Origin of the sequence: Chelativorans sp. M5D2P16 (assembly GCF_034427935.1) — a bacterium.
Classification (GTDB): domain Bacteria; phylum Pseudomonadota; class Alphaproteobacteria; order Rhizobiales; family Rhizobiaceae; genus Chelativorans.
The window spans coordinates 55,270-72,841 of the sequence record NZ_JAXQNM010000030.1 but is presented as its reverse complement, the minus strand read 5'-3'; the positions used below and the strand labels follow the sequence as shown (position 1 = coordinate 72,841).

General features: G+C 60.8%; 17 protein-coding genes. 8 read left to right on the top strand and 9 right to left on the bottom strand.

What is annotated here, in order from left to right:
• The first annotated feature begins 3 nt into the window (after positions 1–3).
• The 4 genes from SIN08_RS15010 (at position 4) to SIN08_RS14995 (ending at position 5,946) form a co-directional block, all read left to right on the top strand.
• On the top strand, positions 4–1,290 hold the full coding sequence (locus SIN08_RS15010) for a TRAP transporter large permease (RefSeq protein ID WP_322452411.1): 1,287 nt from the start codon (positions 4–6) through the stop codon (positions 1,288–1,290).
• Positions 1,291–1,320: 30 nt separating this feature from the next.
• On the top strand, positions 1,321–2,406 hold the full coding sequence (gene dctP / locus SIN08_RS15005) for a TRAP transporter substrate-binding protein DctP (protein ID WP_322452410.1): 1,086 nt from the start codon (positions 1,321–1,323) through the stop codon (positions 2,404–2,406).
• Positions 2,407–2,504: 98 nt separating this feature from the next.
• The gene (locus SIN08_RS15000; protein ID WP_322452409.1) at positions 2,505–4,919 is read left to right on the top strand and encodes a GH116 family glycosyl hydrolase; all 2,415 of its coding nucleotides are present in this window, start codon (positions 2,505–2,507) and stop codon (positions 4,917–4,919) included.
• Positions 4,912–5,946: a LacI family DNA-binding transcriptional regulator gene (locus tag SIN08_RS14995; protein ID WP_322452408.1), complete on the top strand. Its 1,035-nt coding sequence runs from the start codon at positions 4,912–4,914 to the stop codon at positions 5,944–5,946. The genes SIN08_RS15000 and SIN08_RS14995 overlap by 8 nt, the downstream gene beginning before the upstream one ends.
• Before the next feature lie 72 nt (positions 5,947–6,018).
• On the opposite strand, the gene SIN08_RS14990 is transcribed toward SIN08_RS14995, so the two are convergent.
• The 4 genes from SIN08_RS14990 to SIN08_RS14975 all read right to left on the bottom strand — a co-directional run bounded on the left by SIN08_RS14990 (position 6,019) and on the right by SIN08_RS14975 (position 9,501).
• Entirely contained in the window at positions 6,019–7,257 is a 1,239-nt protein-coding gene (locus tag SIN08_RS14990) for a PQQ-dependent sugar dehydrogenase (RefSeq protein WP_322452407.1), read from the bottom strand.
• A gap of 131 nt (positions 7,258–7,388) precedes the next feature.
• The gene (locus SIN08_RS14985; protein WP_322452406.1) at positions 7,389–8,048 is read right to left on the bottom strand and encodes a potassium channel family protein; all 660 of its coding nucleotides are present in this window, start codon (positions 8,046–8,048) and stop codon (positions 7,389–7,391) included.
• Positions 8,048–9,226 carry a low temperature requirement protein A gene (locus SIN08_RS14980; RefSeq protein WP_322452405.1) on the bottom strand — a complete coding sequence of 393 codons (1,179 nt, stop codon included), beginning with the start codon at positions 9,224–9,226 and terminating at the stop codon, positions 8,048–8,050. The genes SIN08_RS14985 and SIN08_RS14980 overlap by 1 nt, the downstream gene beginning before the upstream one ends.
• Positions 9,223–9,501, bottom strand: coding sequence for a hypothetical protein (locus tag SIN08_RS14975; protein ID WP_322452404.1), 279 nt, complete (start codon positions 9,499–9,501; stop codon positions 9,223–9,225). The genes SIN08_RS14980 and SIN08_RS14975 overlap by 4 nt, the downstream gene beginning before the upstream one ends.
• Before the next feature lie 478 nt (positions 9,502–9,979).
• Between SIN08_RS14975 and SIN08_RS14970 the strand changes: the two genes are divergently transcribed.
• Positions 9,980–10,834 carry a PrsW family intramembrane metalloprotease gene (locus SIN08_RS14970; RefSeq protein WP_322452403.1) on the top strand — a complete coding sequence of 285 codons (855 nt, stop codon included), beginning with the start codon at positions 9,980–9,982 and terminating at the stop codon, positions 10,832–10,834.
• A 34-nt stretch (positions 10,835–10,868) separates the two neighbouring features.
• On the opposite strand, the gene SIN08_RS14965 is transcribed toward SIN08_RS14970, so the two are convergent.
• The 5 genes from SIN08_RS14965 to SIN08_RS14945 form a co-directional block, all read right to left on the bottom strand.
• The gene (locus SIN08_RS14965; protein ID WP_322452402.1) at positions 10,869–11,357 is read right to left on the bottom strand and encodes a hypothetical protein; all 489 of its coding nucleotides are present in this window, start codon (positions 11,355–11,357) and stop codon (positions 10,869–10,871) included.
• An 86-nt stretch (positions 11,358–11,443) separates the two neighbouring features.
• The gene (locus SIN08_RS14960) at positions 11,444–12,031 is read right to left on the bottom strand and encodes a disulfide bond formation protein B (RefSeq protein ID WP_322452401.1); all 588 of its coding nucleotides are present in this window, start codon (positions 12,029–12,031) and stop codon (positions 11,444–11,446) included.
• Positions 12,032–12,038: 7 nt separating this feature from the next.
• On the bottom strand, positions 12,039–12,194 hold the full coding sequence (locus tag SIN08_RS14955; RefSeq protein ID WP_322452400.1) for a DUF5993 family protein: 156 nt from the start codon (positions 12,192–12,194) through the stop codon (positions 12,039–12,041).
• 150 nt (positions 12,195–12,344) lie between these two features.
• Positions 12,345–14,177 (bottom strand): mechanosensitive ion channel family protein, encoded by a 1,833-nt coding sequence (locus SIN08_RS14950; RefSeq protein WP_322452399.1) that lies wholly within the window; start codon positions 14,175–14,177, stop codon positions 12,345–12,347.
• A gap of 458 nt (positions 14,178–14,635) precedes the next feature.
• On the bottom strand, positions 14,636–15,523 hold the full coding sequence (locus SIN08_RS14945) for a helix-turn-helix domain-containing protein (RefSeq protein WP_322452398.1): 888 nt from the start codon (positions 15,521–15,523) through the stop codon (positions 14,636–14,638).
• A 424-nt stretch (positions 15,524–15,947) separates the two neighbouring features.
• Here SIN08_RS14945 and SIN08_RS14940 point away from each other — a divergent pair, with 424 nt between their 5' ends.
• The 3 genes from SIN08_RS14940 to SIN08_RS14930 are packed head-to-tail and all read left to right on the top strand — an operon-like array spanning position 15,948 to position 17,023.
• Positions 15,948–16,193, top strand: coding sequence for a hypothetical protein (locus SIN08_RS14940; protein ID WP_322452397.1), 246 nt, complete (start codon positions 15,948–15,950; stop codon positions 16,191–16,193).
• A 17-nt stretch (positions 16,194–16,210) separates the two neighbouring features.
• The gene (locus tag SIN08_RS14935) at positions 16,211–16,564 is read left to right on the top strand and encodes an EF-hand domain-containing protein (RefSeq protein WP_322452396.1); all 354 of its coding nucleotides are present in this window, start codon (positions 16,211–16,213) and stop codon (positions 16,562–16,564) included.
• Positions 16,565–16,612: 48 nt separating this feature from the next.
• On the top strand, positions 16,613–17,023 hold the full coding sequence (locus SIN08_RS14930; protein ID WP_322452395.1) for a lysozyme inhibitor LprI family protein: 411 nt from the start codon (positions 16,613–16,615) through the stop codon (positions 17,021–17,023).
• The last annotated feature ends 549 nt before the right edge of the window (positions 17,024–17,572 follow it).

The following is a 17,572-nucleotide window of genomic DNA, read 5'->3' as shown; positions in this document are numbered from 1 at the left end:
CAGATGGCGATGCTTTACCTCTATTTCTTCTTCGTCCTTCTCGTCGTCGGCGCGCCGATCGTTTTCGTGATGCTGCTGGCACCGGCCATGGCGCTGGTGATCGAGGGCAATTTCCGGTTTCTGAACCTGCTCGTGCAACGCCTCTTCGCGGGCATGGACAGCTTTCCCCTCATGGCGCTTCCCTTTTTCATCCTGGCGGGCGATCTGATGACGGCCGGCGGGGTCACCCAGCGCATCGTGCGTTTCGCGGAAACATTCGTCGCTCACCGGCGGGCGGGCCTCGGCCAGGTCTCCGTCACCTCCTCCATCATGCTGGCCGGCGGCTCGGGCTCGGCGGTGGCCGACGCCTCGGCGCTCGGCGGCGTGATGATCCCGGGCATGCACCAGGCCGGCTACAGCAAGTCCTTCTCGGCGGCCATCACGGCGGCTTCTGCAGTCCTCGCCAGCATCATTCCGCCGAGTGGGCTCATGATCCTCTACGCCTTCATCATGAACGTCTCGGTGGCGGCGATGTTCGCCGCGAGTATCGTTCCCGGCCTGATCATCGGCTTCGGCCTGATGTTCGTGGTGGCGATCGTCGCGCGTTTCCGCAGCTTCCCCCACCCCTCGCCCCGCGCGAGCTGGCGCGAATGCTGGGAAGCGGGGAAAGACGCCCTTCTACCGATGCTCACCCCGATCATCCTGATCGGCGGCATTGTCGGCGGTGTCTTCACGCCGACGGAAGGGGCGGCCGTCGCCGCCTTCTACGCGCTGCTTCTGGGCCTGTTCGTCACGCGCGAGATAAGGTTTTCCGACCTGCCGGATCTCTTCCGCGCGGCCGCGCTGCGCTCGGCCGTGGTGCTCCTGCTGGTCGGTGCGGCCGTCGCCTTCGCATCCGTGGTCAGCCTCAAGGGCACGCCGCAGATGATCAGCGGCTTCGTGCTCGGGCTCACCGAGGATCCGCTGACCCTTTTCTTCTGCGTCGTCGCCTTCCTGTTCGTGATCGGCACCATCATGGACGCCGGCCCGGCAATCCTCATTCTCGGTCCCATCCTGGCGCCTGTTCTGACCGGCGTCGGAGTCGATCCGATCCACTTCGCCGTCGTGATGTGCATCGTGCTGATCCTGGGACTGATCACGCCGCCGCTGGGGCTGGTGCTCTTCGTCGTCTCCGGCATTTCCGGTGAGCGCATCGAACGCATCTCCTGGGACCTGATCCCGTATTTCCTGTTCGAGGTCGCGGTGGTCGCCGCACTCGTCTATTTCCCCGAGCTCGTTCTGTGGCTGCCCCGGATGCTCGGGTATGTGTGAAGAATGGTCAACCAAAGGGAGGATTCTGCAATGATGCCTGACACCATGGCTCCGGGTGCACGTGCACGCCCCATGCTTTTCGGTTCCGCCACCGCACTCATGATGTTGCTTGCGCCCCAGGCGGCGAGCGCCGTGGAGCTCAATTTGACCTTCCTCGCCAACGAGCAGGACGAGGAGTACGACGCCGCACAGGTTTTCAAGAACTATGTCGAAAACCGCACCGGGGGTGAAGTATCCGTCAACATCTATGTGGGCGCCCAGTTGTGCGGCTCGGCCAACGAATGCTTCGAGTCGATCCGCTCCGGCGTGCTCGACATATATACGGCCACCGCCGGCGGCACGTCGGCGGTCTACCCGCCGGTTCAGGGCATGGACATCCCCTATATGCTGGCCGGCGACCGCGTTGCGGAGCTGACGCTCAAGGATCCGGAGTTCAACCGTTTCATCCGCGAAAAGGTCCTGGAGGCTTCCGGCGGCGGCTTCCTGATGCTCTCCATGACCCAGACCGGCGGCTGGCGCAATTTCGCCAACACCCAGCGTGAGATCCGGTCGCCCGCCGATGTCGAGGGCCTGCGCTTCCGCACCATCGAATCGGAAATCCAGCAACGGCTCGTCGAGGAAATGGGCGGCTCTCCGACGCCCGTTCCGTGGCTGGAAGTCTATACGGCCCTGCAGACCGGCGTGGTTGACGGTTCGAAGAACTCGATCAGCGACATCGTCAATGCCAATCTGAACGAGCAGCTGAAGTACCTCACCCTCGACGGCCACGCCTACATGGCTTCCATGTGGTTCATGGGCAAGCAGAAGTTCGATTCGCTTACGCCCGACCAGCAGCAGGTCGTGCTCGACGGCGCAGCCCTGATGTCCTCGGTCCAGTTCGGCATCCAACCGCGCAAGGAGCTGGAGGCCTTCAAGGAATGGATCGACTCGGGCGGTGAAATCTACACACCGACCGAGGAGGAGATGGGACAGTTCCGTGCCGCCGCCGAGCCGATCCGCGACTGGTATCTGGAGGAGCTCGGCGAGGATGGACAGGAATTCCTCGATGCGTTCGAGGCCGCGATCGCCCGGGCCGAGAAGCAGGTCGAGGAATCCCGCGCCTCGGCCATGCAATAGCTGAAGGGTCCGTCCGCAAAGCCGGACGGACCGCCAGGAGCGCCGGTGCAATCGCCGGCCCTCCTGTATTCCCACACCAAGCGAGATCTTCGGCCGGCATGTCCTTCGAGAACGACCGTGACGCCCGTTTCGACCGCACGCGCCGCCATGGCCTGCTTTATGCGCCAGGCGGGGGTGAACCGGCGGCCGGTGCCTGCGCCCGCGAGCGGAGCCATGATGACGGGCCGGACTGCGGCCCGTTCCTCGGCGGCCTTGGCGGGCCGAATTACGCGCGTGACCTAAAGGGCCGGTTCTCGCGTTGGCAGCTCGAGCCCGGTCGCCACGGTCATCAGGACATCGATGCGGCGTTTTTCATGCTGCGCTGGCGTTCGTCCGATGGCGGCGTCGGATATCGCCGGCTCTATGAAGGCGCCGACGGCTTCGATCCGCCCATGCGCAGCGTGGCGGTCCTGTATCCCCTGGTGGTCGAGACCTATGACGATCCAGCCCTGCCTTTTGTGCTGACACTGGAATATTTTTCACCGCTTCTGCCGGGCGACGAGACGGTCTCGGCGCTACCCGTTACCCTGTTTTCAGCTCATATCGAACCGCGCGGCACGAAAGAGCTGGAGGTCGCGGTCGGACTTTGCTGGCCCAACCTGCTCGGCTGGTCCCTGCCGCCCATGACACCGGCCCGGCGAGAAGGAACTTTATGGCCGAACCAGACCCATGCCGGACAGGTTCACCATGATGCGCGGGAGGCTGACGGGCGGTTGGGCGTTGTCCAGACGCGGGAAACCCTCGATGCCGATGTGGTTCCGCCGGGAGAAGTCGCGCTGGTTGCGGAAGGGGCCGGCTGGGAACTCTCGCGAGCGCTCACCTTCAAGGCGGACCAGAACGCGCTCGGCCGGCCGGACGGCACGCAACGCTACACCATCGCTCATATGGAAGCCGCGTTCGCCGACGGCTCCGGATGGGAGGGGTACGACCAAAGCTGGAGTGCGCACTGGCACGAACCGCTGGCGAGCGCGATCGGCGGCCGCATCTTAGTGAAGGGAGAGGCGCCGGCGCCGATCCACTTCGCACTCGCGATGGATGTGCCGGTGGTCCGCTTCGGAATGGGCCGGCGCTGGTGGCGCGCCTACACGGACTCCGTGGGGCGGCAGGGCACCAACAGCTACCGCCTTGCTGCCCGGGCACTCGACGGGCGCGGCAACTGGCTGGAACGGATCGGCACATGGCAGAATAGTCTCCTGGGCGGCAGCCACGAACTTGCACCAGCCGCGATCAATCAGCTCGGCTTTCTTACCGGCGGCGGCACGGCCTATCTTGCCAAGGCGCTGGACAAGCCCGAGCGGAGCGGTTTCCGCAACCAGTCGCATTTCGGGCTCCTGGAGGGTTTCGACTCCGGCTATTACTACTACAACACGCTGGATTTATGGGCCTACGCGGCCCCTGCGCTCAGCTTGACCTATCCCCGGCTTGCCGAAAGCGTCTTTCAGGATTTCATCGACACCATCGCCATGACGAATGAGCGGCGGCGCATCGTCTACCGCACCGAAACCATCGAGCCGATGCTCGTGCGGGGCAAGCTGCCCCATGATCTCGGCTCGCCGCCGGAAGATCCGTTCGTGCGGCTGAACGGCTATGTGATGCGTGACGATCCCAACCTGTGGAAGGACCACAATCCGGCCTTCATCGTCGCCTTTGCGCTGCACCGCCACATCATTGGCCGGCCGGTCGAGGCGAAGGCCTATGCAGCCCTCTGCGAAGCGGCGGCCTTCACCATCGTGCAGGACATCCACGGCGAGGGCGCGCCGCGGCACAGCGATTTCGGCGACAGCACCTGGGACAATCTGGATATGCGCGGCCACTCGACCTATGCGACAGGGCTGTGCCTGGCCGCCTGGGCGGTCATGGAGCGGTTGGCCGCCGAGCACGGCGATATAGAGGGCGAGCGGCGCTATGCCGAGTTGCGGGCCCGTGCGGCCGAGACGCTGCAGAGTCTATGGACCGGGTCCTTCTACCGCACCAACAGCGACGGCAAATACCGCAACGCGACCCAGGCCGACTCCCTCTTCGGCCCGTGGCAGGCACTGCTCATCGGTATCGATGATCTTGTCCCGCCCGACAAGGCACAGGCCCACCTCATGCAAGTCTTCGCAACCAACTTTCTTGCATTCGAGGAAGGCCGTTTCGGACCGCTGCTGGTGGCCGAGCCGGGTGTGACAGGTTATGAGGGCGATGGTGGAGAGGAACTCCAGGTCAACGAGGTGCTGGTGGGCTCGGGCTATGTTCTGGCCGGCTGCTTGCGCGACTGGGGACTTGTCGAAGAGGCACGAAAGGTGCTGCAGGCGATGAGCCGGCATCATGACCATGTGGCCCGTCTTCAGTTCCGCACGCCCGCGGCGTGGGATGGGCAGGGGCGCTTCCGGGCACCGCTCAACATGCGTCCCCTCGCCCTCTGGGCGATGATGGCCGGCGATGCGCGCGCCGGCCCACGGGATAAGGATTGGAAGAAGCGCGATGAGTGAGACCCGCCGCCGGCGCGGCACCAACCGCACGACGATGACCGATGTCGCGCGCATGGCCGGCGTGGCACCGTCCACCGTATCGCTTTATCTGCGCGCGCCGGAGGCGGTGTCTCCCAAGCTGGGAATGCGCGTAAAGAAGGCCATAGACAGTCTGAACTACGTTCCCAATCTGATGGCGGGCGCGCTTGCGGCAACGCGCACGCGTGTCGTGGGCGTCGTCGTCCCGTCGATCGTCAATTCGTTTTTTGCCGATACGGTGACAGCCTTGCAAACCAGGCTCTGGGCGGCAAACTACCAGATGCTGATCGGCCATACCCATTACGATCTGGCCACCGAGGAGCAATTGGTTCGCACGTTTCTCTCCTGGTCGCCGGGGGCCATGGTGCTGACCGGCCTCCATCATAACAGGGCCACCCGGCGCATGCTGGAGGCCACCGATATTCCGGTGGTGGAGATGTGGGAGCTTGGACCACAGCCGATCGACCGGCTCGTGGGTTTTGCCCATGGCGATGTCGGCCGCATGCAGGCGCGCCACCTGATCGAGAAGGGCCGGCGCGAAATCGCCTTTATCGGGGCGCGCCTCGAGCGCGACCAGCGCGCCGCGCAACGCGCGGAAGGGTATGCGGAGGCCCTGCGCAGCCACAGCGAAACGGCGCCGCCCGAAATCATCGATATCGGACGCGAAGCCTCCACGGCGGCTGCCGGTGCGGCTTTCGCCGCACTTCTGGAGCGGCGTCCCTCGATCGACGGCGTCGTGTTTTCGAACGATCTTCTGGCGCTGGGAGCATTGTTCCAGGCACAGCGAAGCGGGATCGCGATTCCCGACCGCGTCGCCCTGATCGGCTTCGGCGACCTCGATTTCGGGCGCGACAGCGTGCCCACCCTAAGCACGGTCGCGCCGCCGCGCACGGAAATCGGCGAGCGCGTGGCCGACCAGATCCTGGCAAGGCTGGACGACGGAGACGAGGGCCCTCTCCGTAGCGATCTCGGCTTCGAGCTTATCGTCCGGGAAAGTTCGGTACGCTAGTTCAACGCCCTCCCCGCTCACGACCGGTTTCTTCTGGCAAACATCAGCGCGGCTGCTTTGCGGCGGGTGCCATCATTCGCCGGCCTGGCTGGTCACGCGGACGATCGCGCTTGAGCTGCTGTTGTCGGCCTCGGTAATGGCGTAGACCGCGCCATCCGGCCCGACCTTGACGTCCTGGACGCGTGCTCCAAGCGGAATACGCTCCTCGCTCGTCACCCGCCCGTCCTCTAGATGAAGGACGACGAGGCCTTCGCTGACAAGGCCGCCGACGAGGATGGCGCCGTCCCAGGCCGGAAATTCCTCACCTTGATAGAAGAGCATGCCGGAGGGGGCGATGACCGGATCCCAGTAATAGACCGGCTGCTCCATACCTTCCATCGCGGTGAGGCCCCGACCGATCGGCGCGCCGCCATAATCAAGGCCGTAAGTGATGACCGGCCACCCGTAATTCAGGCCAGCTTCCGGCCGGTTCAGTTCGTCACCACCCATCGGTCCGTGCTCGACCACGCAGAGCCGGCCGTCCGGATCCAATGCGGCCGCCTGGATATTGCGGTGGCCGTAGGACCAGATTTCAGGCTGGATCGCAGCGTGCTGGGCGAACGGATTGTCCTCCGGCGCCGACCCGTCGGGATTGATCCGGAAGATCTTGCCGAGCCCGGAGGTGAGGTCCTGGGCCTGATCGCGGATGGGGGTGTCGGAGCGCTCGCCGACCGTGACGAAGAGATGGCCGTCCGACCCGAACACGAGGCGCGAGCCGAAATGCATGTCCCCCTCATAGGCCGGGGTTTGCCGGAAGATGACCTCCAGATCCTGCAGCGTTTCCGAGCCGGACCCGTCGGTTTCCAGTCGGGCGCGGGCGACGCTCGTCCCGTTGCCGCCGTCTTCTCGCGGCTCGGAGAAGGAGAAGTAGATCATCCCGCTTTCTTCGAAATCGGGAGCGAGCGCAACGTCCAGAAGCCCGCCCTGGCCCTCGGACATCACCTCCGGCACGCCGTCGATCGGTGCCCCCGCTTCACCCTCGGAGGAGACGATCATCATGTCGCCTTCCCTGGCGGTCACGAGCATGCGACCGTCGGGCAAGAACTCCATCGACCACAAATTCGGCAGGTCCTGCGCGATCGTCTCGGCCTCGACAGCGGTCTTTTCGGCAGGAAGCGGCGCACGCGTCTGGTTCGCGAAGGCCGGCTCCTGACCCTGTGCGTTCGGCGCGGCAGTCTCGGCCGTCTCGCCGGTTCCGCTGCCTTCCGTCTGGGCAAGACCAGGACCGCACAGGACCGCTGCCATGGCCAATGCCGACACGAAACGCGTCATGAAAGCCTCCTGTATAGAACAAGCCGCATTCGGGATATCCCTTTGCTGAAAGAGAGACTAGAGCAGGCTTGCGGTCATTCAATCATGTGTGGCTACGCCATGTCGCACCGGTTCCTTTGATGTCCACCATTTCAGCTGTCGGATGAAGCGGAATACAACCCAACCAACCGCGACAGCAGGATGACCGTATAGAGCACGCCCAGCACGGCCTCGAACGACGCGAAGGCTTGCGCGTAAGATCCGACCGGTGTGATGTCGCCATATCCGAGCGTCGTCAGCGTGATATAGCTGTAATAAACCATCTGCTGCCAAGTGATCTCGGCACCGGAACTGGCGGCGAAGGAACCCGGCGCGAGCCATTCGATCAGCGCGAAGATGGCGGCGAAACCCGAACCGATGACAAGGTAGAGCGAAGTCGCGGCAAGCACGACATCGCCCATCACCGTCCTTGCCCGAAAGGTGTAGACCGCGAGCACCAGGCACATCGTGGAATGATACGCAATCGAGGCGATGAAGACGGCCAACGCCGCTCCGTCGCTCGGCGCATAGGAGTTCGCGATGCCGGCGACAAGCACCGCGGCGCCGGAGATCGCAGATGCCGCACGCATCCGTCCGTCACCCGTCAGCGCCCAGGTCCCAATGACAAAAATCATTGCATAGAAGAGATAGAAAACTGCCGGCCATATCCCGCCGGCCCCCGACAATGGATAGGTCAGGTTATGCAGCAGGATCGCAAGCAGAAGCGCCGCGTTGACCGCGATGCCCTGTCTCTCTGCCAGCGCCCCTTCCATCAGACGGCCTCGCGCGCGCGTCCGAACCCGGCGAGCGCAATCATAATGACAAGAACGCCCATGCCAAGCCAAAGCCCCTGGAAATGCAGGGCCAGCGCCAACCAACTCCAGATCGCCAGCGCCCCGACTGCCGCGAGATAAGAGGCGGGCATCTTCTGCGCCATCGTGCGGTGGAACAGCGCGCTGCCTAGCAGAAAAATCGACGGTCCTGCGGCAGCGATGAACGCCGTTGACGCGGCAACCGCGTCATGGGGATGGGCCACGAGCAACTCTATCGCCACTGCCACGACAATTGCCCCGCAGACCATGATGCCGTGGGCATAGGCCAAGCCCGCCCGCGCCAGCTTGGCGTGATCGCCCTCGTGCTCGAACCGGTATTCGCCTGCTTCGGTCAATTGGACGAAGTAGATCCACCACAAAGTGACAATGAGCAGAAACCCGACGAGGGCTGTAGCGATGATGTCAGCATGCAGCGCGTGGCCGACGAGCAGTCCGCCCAGAAGCAGAATGGATTCGCCGAGCGAAATGATAAAGACTTGCTGGTTGCGCTCGAGAAGATGAAGGCCCTTCAATGGCCAGCTTTCCATCGGCGTCGCGCCTTGGCCGGGCAGCCAGAACCCGATATAGGGCGCGGCATAGTCGATCAGCACCGCGACGATCCACAGCCAGACGCGGACTTCGGGAAGAATCGCACCGGCGATCCAGAACACACCGGATATCCCACTCCAGGCGCAGAGCTGCGCGTAGTTTCGGCCCATCTGCTCGCCACGGAATACAATCGCCATATAGCCCGCGCGGATCAGGGCCATGGCGACATAGGCCCCGACGAAAAGGCCCGCACGCGAGGAATAGGCCTGTGGCATTGCGACAGCCATCAGGAGCGCGCAGGCCATCAGCATCACCATGAGCACCCGCCCGCTAGCGTGATCGGGATTTAGCCAATTCGTCGCCCAGGCAGTATAGTTCCAAGCCCACCAGACCGCCGCAAAGAGCGTGGCAGCTTGCAGCGCGCCGAGCCATGTCTCATGCTCCAGAAGGAAATGAGAAAGCTGGATGATCGTGAAAACGTAGACCAGATCAAAGAACAGCTCCATGTTCGTCACACGCGGGCTGTCTCCAGGGCTCAGGCTGCGCAGGGCGGCTTTGGGGACAAGTTTGTGTAGAACTGGCTGCGTCACGGAATTCTTCTCACTCTAGTTTCGACCGATTTCCGCGAAAGGAGAACGGCGGCGAACGCGGGAACGCCGAAGATGAGGACGAGGATCGGAAGCTCCTCCATCACGCTGTAGCCGGCTTGCGTGACCCCGATCCACATGTTGACCACGGCGCAGATCAGCCAGACGAGCAGATACCACGGCAGGAATGCTCTGAATGGCCGCCCGGTCAGATGCGCGGCACCAAACACGGCCGCGAGCAACAGGAGGCCGCCGAGTATGACAAAAATCGTGTGCATAACGATCCCCAGCCTTAGGAAAACGGTGTAAGCATGACGCCAATATCCCTGCCATGGAGCGGATATACTCTGATAACCTGGCGAGATGAGCAACGACTTGGAGTATAGGCGACCAGAGTTTCCACGGATCTTCAAATGCGCGCTGAGGCCGCCGATGTCACGTTAGCGCAGCATCGGCAGAACCGGACCAACGGTCTCCTGCCGCATCGCCAAATCGGACCAGCCAGATGAGTGAACCAATGTCGGTTTCCACATAGCTTCCGTGCACATCGATGCTGCCATGGATGATTCTTCATAGCGCCTATTGGAGGAGAAGTGTTAAGGACAAATTTTAGTATAGTCATTTTTTGATACCATCCTGAAAGTTCGCAACATTTTAACAATTGATATCGATTTGCAGGCAAAATGATCATGGCTTCGGATAATATTTTTGCCAATGTTCTTCCCTTTATCTTGTCATAGGTTACTCGAAGAGGCGATGAACCAGCGTTTTCCATTTAAAGTCGATAATGTCCGCGCTTCTCGCCTTGCCGCTGCCGTTGCAGCGGCAGGTATCTTCGTTGCGACAGTGCTGCTGGTCATGCTGTTGCAAGAGGCGCCACTGAAGCAGACTTGGATTTATGCGCTGTGCGGACTGACGATCCTGGTGCCTTATGGGGTCTGGCTCACGGTTCTGCTGCACTACGATCCCAGCCCGCCGCGTCCGCAAGACCTGATGGTATCGGCGCTGGCGTGGGGTAGCCTGGTCTCCTTCGCCGCCGCAATCGTTCTCGAAGACGTCTTCGTTGCCATTGACGCGTCACTGGGAGTTCCCAATCTCGATACGATGGTCGTCGCGCCCTTGTGGGAGGAATTTACAAAGGGGCTCTTCATCGTCCTGCTCTATGCCTACGCGCGGCGGCGTCTGCGTGGCCCCTGGGACGGGCTTGTCTATGGGGCGTTGGTCGGCACTGGTTTCGGTTTCGCAGAGGACATCGCGTATCTGAACAGCAGCCTCTCCGATGACGGTTTCGGCGGCCTCGTTGCGACCTATGTGGTCAGGGAGATTTTCACGGCCCATGCCCATCCGATGTTCACCGCTGCTACGGGTCTGGCCGCCGGGATGGCTGCGCGGCAGCGGCTATCACCGGGCAGAGCACTTCGGTGGATCTTTCGGGGCTTCCTGATCGCATTCATCCTGCACGCGATCTTTGACAGCGCGACTGTACTTGCCTCATACGCCGTGTTCTTCATCGCACCTGCTTACGGCGCGCTGTTCGTCATCGCGCTGCGCTGGTTGCACCGGCGCGAGATCGTCGAAAAGGTCCACCGGCACTCTACCGACATCGATTGATGATTGTCGCCGGCAGGGTGCATCACCGGGTGCCTTACGGTTTCACCTTTGTGTCCGGATGCGCTTCTTCAATCAGGTAGCAGTGGAGCGTAACCGGTGCTTTCCTGACTTCAGCAACCGCACCGTCAATGATATCGCAGTCCAGCATATTATCCGGATTGCTCTTGCGTGCTGACACGACGTTGACGTTGACCATAACGCCGCCATCCACCCACTTGAGGGTTTGCCTATCGACCTTTGTGCCGCTGATGTGGGCGTGTCCGCCTGTAGCCGGGATTTCCACCCACTCGTCCTCGGGTGAAACGCTGATTTGGCCGATCTCGTTGGCGTGCTTCTCGGCATTCGGCTTCGGGTCGCCGTAATAGGAGGCAAAGGCTGCGATCCCCTCCTTTTCAGCCGCGAGCTTGGCGGCTGCCTCCTTGGAAAGCGTGACGTTGACGTCGAAGCCCATATCGCCCTGGGCCATTGCCGGCATGGAGTATGCAAAGATGGTTGTCGCAACCGCTATAACACCGAGCCTCATTTGCCTTTTCTCCTGTTCCAGTTCTCGACGAAAAGCATCAGTTTCCGCCCTCCCAAAATGCCGTTGCAGACGTGGCGCAAATTCCCTCATCGTAGCAATTCGTAGTGGGAGGGATCGGCGGGGCAAATGCCGGTCGAGCATTCAAGGAACGTCGAGAGCGCGTTCAAGCCGACCAGCAGAGCAAAAATCGCAACCGGGAACACGACGATCAATTTCCGGGCCGGGGCAACCGAGTGCGCCGCGGAGCCGGCGTTTTCGTGCCCTGGCGAAGCTTTTCCCTGGAGCGGGAGCCGGCGGTCGATCGCCAGCAGCAACGCACACCAGATGATGATCATCGTGAAGGCGATGAACGCCCATGTATAGAAATGCAACCCGAACAAGGGTTGTCCGTAGGAGCCACTTCCAGGAACGATATGAAGCAGAACCTGTCTTCCAGCCGCCGTCGCGCCGGCAACCGAAGCAAGGATGGACAGGGCGTAGTGGTCGGGACGCGCGCCCCACATCAGGTTCAAGACGAAGCCAAACCCGGCGAGCGCAAAGCCAAGTCGCTGCAGGATGCATAGCGGGCACGGCAGGTCGAAGAAGACAACCTGGTCAATAAACGCAAATGTCAGCAAGGCGCTGATGCCGAGAAGCGCTAACGCATTCAAAAATCTGGCGCTGTCGTCAAGCATTCATACCTCAGAACTGCAGGCCCAGGGGATCGGTTGCGTGAAGCAGGAGAAGCACGATCATGAGAACGAGCGTGATCGCCCACAGCCCGATCGCCCAGGAACGGTAGCCCCACCATGCGCACAGGACGCCGATGAAGAGTGTTGCGAAAGGCAGTGCCATCATTTCAGCTACACGCACCAACGGCCGGTATCGATAAGTCTCTGAATCTCATGCCTTTTCTTCCTTTGACTTCTGACCGCCTGGTCAAGATCGGACGGAAGTGTTGGCCGGCGAGGCATTTACGGTCTTGACTGGCCGCCCGGAGACACCTGGCTAGATGCCTTCTTCGCGGAAGCGGCGGAGAATCTCCTGATTGATCATCTGGGCGTGCTCCAGATAGGCCGGGTAGTCTGGCGGACTGTACGCGTATGTGACGTTGAGGTTGAGAGAATCCGGATTGATTTCATCGAAGAAGACGCGTGGCGGCTGATCCGGATGATTGATCGCTTCATTCGGGTGCGGCGCAGATGACACTTGCTCATCATGCGATTGCCTTTGCGACGAGGGCTGCCCGTCGGTTTTCGCCCTGCCGGAACCGGGTACGGCCAAGATTTCCTCCAGGATTGTCACCACGCGCTGGATTTTCTCCAGGGATGCATCGCGAGGCAGGGGAATGTTGATCGTGCGTTTGATCGAAGGCCGCATGTCAACATTCTCGATATCCATCTCGGCCACGTTTTCGTTGGGAATGCTGACGAGATGGCCACTGAGCAGCCGCAGCCGCGTGGAGCGCATGCCGATATCTTCAACAACGCCATCGTAGCCCCGAATCTTGATCCGCTGGCCGACCTCGAATGGCTTGTCCAGGAGCAGCATGAGGCTGCCGAAGACGTTCTTCAGCGTGTTTTGCGCGGCGAGCGCGACCGCAAGACCGGTGACACCGGCACTGGCGACGATCGTGGCCAAAGAAAAGCCCATAAGGCGCATTCCCTGCAGCAGGACGGCGATAATCGCAACGATGCTGAGAACGCGAATACCAAGGGCGACAAGATGGACGTCGGATGGACGCTGCTTTGCGTATTCGGTGGCGGCAGACAGATCGATCGTCACTGTCCCAAGCGAGAAAATGAAGATGATCGTCGCTATGAGCGCCATGCCATAGATGACGTAAACCGCGCTCTGAAACACCAGGCCGGTGATGAAGATCTTGTCCCCGATCAGGTCGTAGAGAGCAAAGCTGACTAGAGCCGCAAAAAGCGGCACGAGAAGCAGTATCGAATCCCGCGTGAGGGCCGAAGCGCTTCGCGTCAGGCGTTTGAGGATCGACCACAGAAGCCAGATTGCCAGAATCGCCAGGACAAAGAGAGCGATCATGGCGATCCACTGCCAAAGGGTCTGTCCCAGGATGTCTTTATACAACCAGCCCGGCAAGCCCTCCGTCCACGCCTGGAGCGTAGGGTTGGGCGTCAGAAAAGATGCTTCGTAGAACCCTTCAGCGGCCGTGGTGCGGTAGGGAAACGATCTGAGCTGCCAGTACAGGTCTTCGACGCTCTCGAGCGTCTCCTCGCTGAACAGATACTTTCCCTGATTCGACCCCTCGTCGATTCGTACGATCTCCAGGGGGCTGTTCTCGATCTTCCAGGACGGTGCGTGGCCCTCGTCGATTGCGGCGCGCATCTGTTCCCGGTCAGGGATATTTTCAAGCGGGGGCAGACCGATCCGGTCTATGACCTCGCGCAGATAAACGGCGTCGTTTACCGCCACGTCCTGGCGTAATGAAGGGGCGACGTTCCTGAGATCGAAGAACCACTGCATCTCGTCGTAGAGATGCTGCAGTTCCGCCGCGTCCTCCCGGGTGTATGCGTCCTGCTGCAGCAGGTCGTAGTAGCGCTGGGTCAGCTTGATGAAGCTGATGATCGTATCGCGAGGGCTGTTGGTGTTCGCCGGCTCCAGTAACTCCTCCAGGGGCTGGATACCCTCTTCACCAGATTCGGTGAGCTGATTGAGGATGTTTTCGACGTCGCGCACACTTTCGGACGGAAAGAAAGATATGCCGGCGTCCTCCCCGACCGGGTCAGAGCCAGCATCTTGGGCAAATGCCGTTGTTCCAAGAGCGATGACAAGGAGCGCCATGACAAGGCGCAGAATCCGATTTTGGTTGCTCATTTCACTCGATCAACACGTGTTTGGAAGGCGTAGCTGGCAAAGCCAGGTGCCTAAGGTCTCAAATATGGGCTTAGAATAAAACAGCAGTGCAGCATTCTTCACCATTTCCGAATGGTCACCCGACATCGCCAATCATGACGCCCTGCCAGTTGGCAAACGGTTCCGACAGGTCTGCAGCAGATCTCCGGTCCCAGCCTGCATTTTCGGGATCACAGCCGGAACCGTGACGCCCCGGGGCGTTGCAGTTGTCTTCCGAATCAAAGTTGGGATTCCTCTCCTTGTCGAGTTACGGCTCGTCATCGATGGTTGGCACGCTCACATCAGGGCTGTCGACCTTGCAGCCCACGAGCAGTCGTCATAGGCGCTGGTGCCGTCCATTGTGTAGCCGGCAATCTCGGCATGAGCCGATCAGCCGCATGGATCGCGAGCTTCGTTATACGCTTCTCCTTGAGGTACCGTCATGCTCCTGCTCCGCGAAGGATGCGATTGCGACGCAGGGCGCTTGGAGTCGTGAGTTTGTGGCGCCGCATGGATGCGGTCAGGTGACTGTGATTGGCAAATCCGGTGAGGCTGGCGATTTCGACCAGGGGCATGTCTGTCGTGATCACAAGGTGCTCGGCCACCTCGAGGCGTGTCGTGAGAATATATTGATGGGGTGATTGGCCGGCTGTCTGCTTGAAGGCGCGCAGAAAATGGCTGGGCGATAAACCGGCGAACAATGCCAGCCGTTCGACCGACAACCGTTCACCGATATTGGCCCTGATATAATCCTGAACGTCACGCCAGGCTTTGGGCGAAAGCCCCCCTCGATGTCGGGATGCGGGACGATCTTGAAGCGTCGAATAATTGCGCAGGAGGTAGGTGGAGAAGACGGTAAGAAGGGAATCCATATAGAGATGGTTTATCGATTTCCCTCGCTGAATTTCATCTTTTACCAGATGGGCGAGAAATAGCGCCTTCTCATCGACATGGCCGGTCGCAGGAGGCCGGAACTCAAAATCGTCCCTCTCGAATTCCAGACCTGCCAGTTGGTTGAGTTGTTCGGGTGCCAAGGCCAACAGCAGGTTTTCTTTCGGAACCTTCCAGCGCGCAAAAAGCTCGGCGTTGCAAGGAACAATCTCAACCGTGCCAACCGGAGCCAGAAATTGTGATCTCGCATCTGAATTGAGTGCAACCTCCCGTCCGGGTTGTGGCGTCAGCATCACCAGCGCCATATGGGAAGGTGCGTTGAAATTGATCGAATTGGGCCCTGTGCGCGTGCGCGTGACGGCACCGCTGGTCGTCTCGAACTTGGGTCCCCATTCATCCGGAACGCTACTCAACAAGCTGCCAGCGGATTCGGTCAACGTCGCCCCCTCCATAGGTTCGTTTCTCAACGAGACGGCTTTGTTCCAAAGCCGATCACGAGCCCCCGGTTCGAAGCAATATTCCAACATCCCTCGCCGTGAGCATTTTTTAACAATCGTCTTCAGAATTCAAGAAGCCGGCAACGTTTTATCCATCATATGGCTAAGAAGTTGACGTAAATACACATATTTCAATTTGTATTTCATAACGTTACGTGAATTAACGATGTCACTCTTCGCGTTAGTCTGGTGAAATATCAAAAATCCATTATTTTTCAGAAACTGATCATTTTCTCTGCCGCCATCGGTGAATCCACCTTGTTTATGTGTTTCATCCTACATGTGGTATGTTTGGCTAAGTGCCTCTGTGCACTGGCGAACAACGAGGCGCACGGGGGCGAAACATGAAACGACAGGTGAGGGAATGATTAAGCGAAATGTAATCGGCTTCGCTGGCGCGGCCCTGCTGTTGGCGGGCTGTCAGGCCAGCCCGGATCCGCAAGTGCAGGCGCGCAACCACGAGTTCGGGTGTATCGCCGGCACCGTCGGCGGCGCCATTGTCGGCGGGCTGATCGGCAGCACGATCGGTGGCGGCACAGGTCGCGTCATCGGCGAGGCCGTCGGTATTGGCGGCGGCGGCCTTCTCGGCAACCGTTTGGCCTGTCGCTAAGACAAGGAGGATATCCGATGCATAAGATGATTCTTGCTGCCGCAATAACCCTCCTGACCGGCGCCGGCTTGGCGGCGGCGCAACAGGCCCCGGCGATGCATGAAGGCCATCTCGACCAGCTCGACACCAATAGTGACGGCGGCGTCAGCCAGGAGGAATACAGGATATTTATGACGGAAAGCTTCGCCAGGCTCGACAGCAACGGGGACGGTTTTCTTGTCGAAGCTGAAGTGACCGAGGTGCTGACGCCGGAGCAGTTCGCAGCCATCGACGCCAACGGCGACGGCCGCGCCAGCCGCGATGAATTCCTGAACCAGGTCATGAGAGATTTCGCGGCAGCCGACCGCGGCGGTGACGGACACCTTAGGTAAGAAGGGGCGCCGGCCCGTCGATGGTTGGATTCTGGACGGAGGCAATCGATGAAAACCACAACGCTGACTGCCGCCATCGTTCTGGCAGCGCCGGCTTTCGCATTCGCTCAGGACAAGTGTTACGACAACGCCGAGAGTCAGGCCGCCATGACCGAATGCGCCGATGCCGCCTTCAAGAAATCCGACAAGAGTCTCAATAGGCTTTACAAGCAGATTGAAGCCCGACTGTCGGATGATGCAGACACCAAGAAGCTCCTCGTTCAAGCACAGCGCGATTGGATCAAGTTCCGGGATGCGGAGTGCAGTTTCCAGACTGCAGGTGCGACCGGAGGAAGCATAATGCCGATGCTTGTCGCGCAGTGCATGGACGACCTGACGCAATCCCGTGTCAAGGATTTCGAGGTCTACCTGAATTGCGAGGAAGGCGACCTGAGCTGCCCCGTCCCGGCCGCGAACTGACACTCCAGGATCGGTTTGAATTGAGATAAGCCGCCGGCGAGCACGACGTTCGCCGGCGGACCTATGAGAGGTGAAGGGGCAGCATCATCGCATGGCGGAACGTATTGCCGCGCCCTCGCGGGGACGATGTCGTGGTGGGAGGCGGAACGCGCAGGCATGCGCTGGCCAAGAGCGCCGGTTATTCTGAAATAGGACTTTGACAGCCACGATGAGGTGGCCGCCGCCCACTTCCGGTACGGATCGCGGCAACGGCGGTTAAGCGGCCAATCTACATTGCCGGCCTTGTCAGACCAGGCATCATCCTGCTCGAGTTCGTCGCCGCCATCCCGAGACGACAGCCCTGACTTCCCCCTCGTTCACATACCGTGGCTCTGGAACTGGTTCGTCACCCGCCTACGCTATCTGAAGACGCTCTTCCGCGATGCTCGCTTCATCGTGCCGACCCGCGATCCCGTGTGGCACATCGCCTCGCCGGCAAAGCAGCAACGGCGCTTTGCCGCGTGGGAGGAAGGGCCGCTGCGTCGGCGACCATACCGGTCCCGTGGCGCA